Origin of the sequence: Paraburkholderia sp. EG286B (assembly GCF_040965655.1) — a bacterium.
In the GTDB taxonomy this organism is placed as follows: domain Bacteria; phylum Pseudomonadota; class Gammaproteobacteria; order Burkholderiales; family Burkholderiaceae; genus Paraburkholderia.
Genome location: NZ_JBFRCF010000235.1, coordinates 1 through 255, shown reverse-complemented (window position 1 = coordinate 255; position 255 = coordinate 1). Strand labels below are relative to the sequence as shown.

The 255-nt window shown below is 61.2% G+C and carries 1 protein-coding gene; it reads right to left on the bottom strand.

What is annotated here, in order from left to right; genetic code table 11:
• Positions 1 to 255: 3-keto-5-aminohexanoate cleavage protein (locus tag AB4Y42_RS44575; protein ID WP_368697939.1), on the bottom strand; the 255-nt coding region annotated here is incomplete at both ends.

Sequence of the window (255 nt, the reverse complement as noted above, 5' to 3'; positions counted from 1 at the left end):
CGATGGCCACGTAATTGAGGTTGAGCGGACCGGTATAGACGCCCTTGCGGATCAGCCGCTCGAGTGTTTCGAGTTGCGTGAGATTGCCCAGCATGAACTGCGGCTGGATGCCGGCGGCAAACAGTCGCCTGATGTGCTCGACATGCCACGACGGATTGGACGGCGAGATCATGTCGCGGTAAGCCGCCTGCAGCGCGGGGCTCATGAACGAGGTGCCGGCGATGTCGGCCTCGGTCAGCAACTCCATGATGTTCA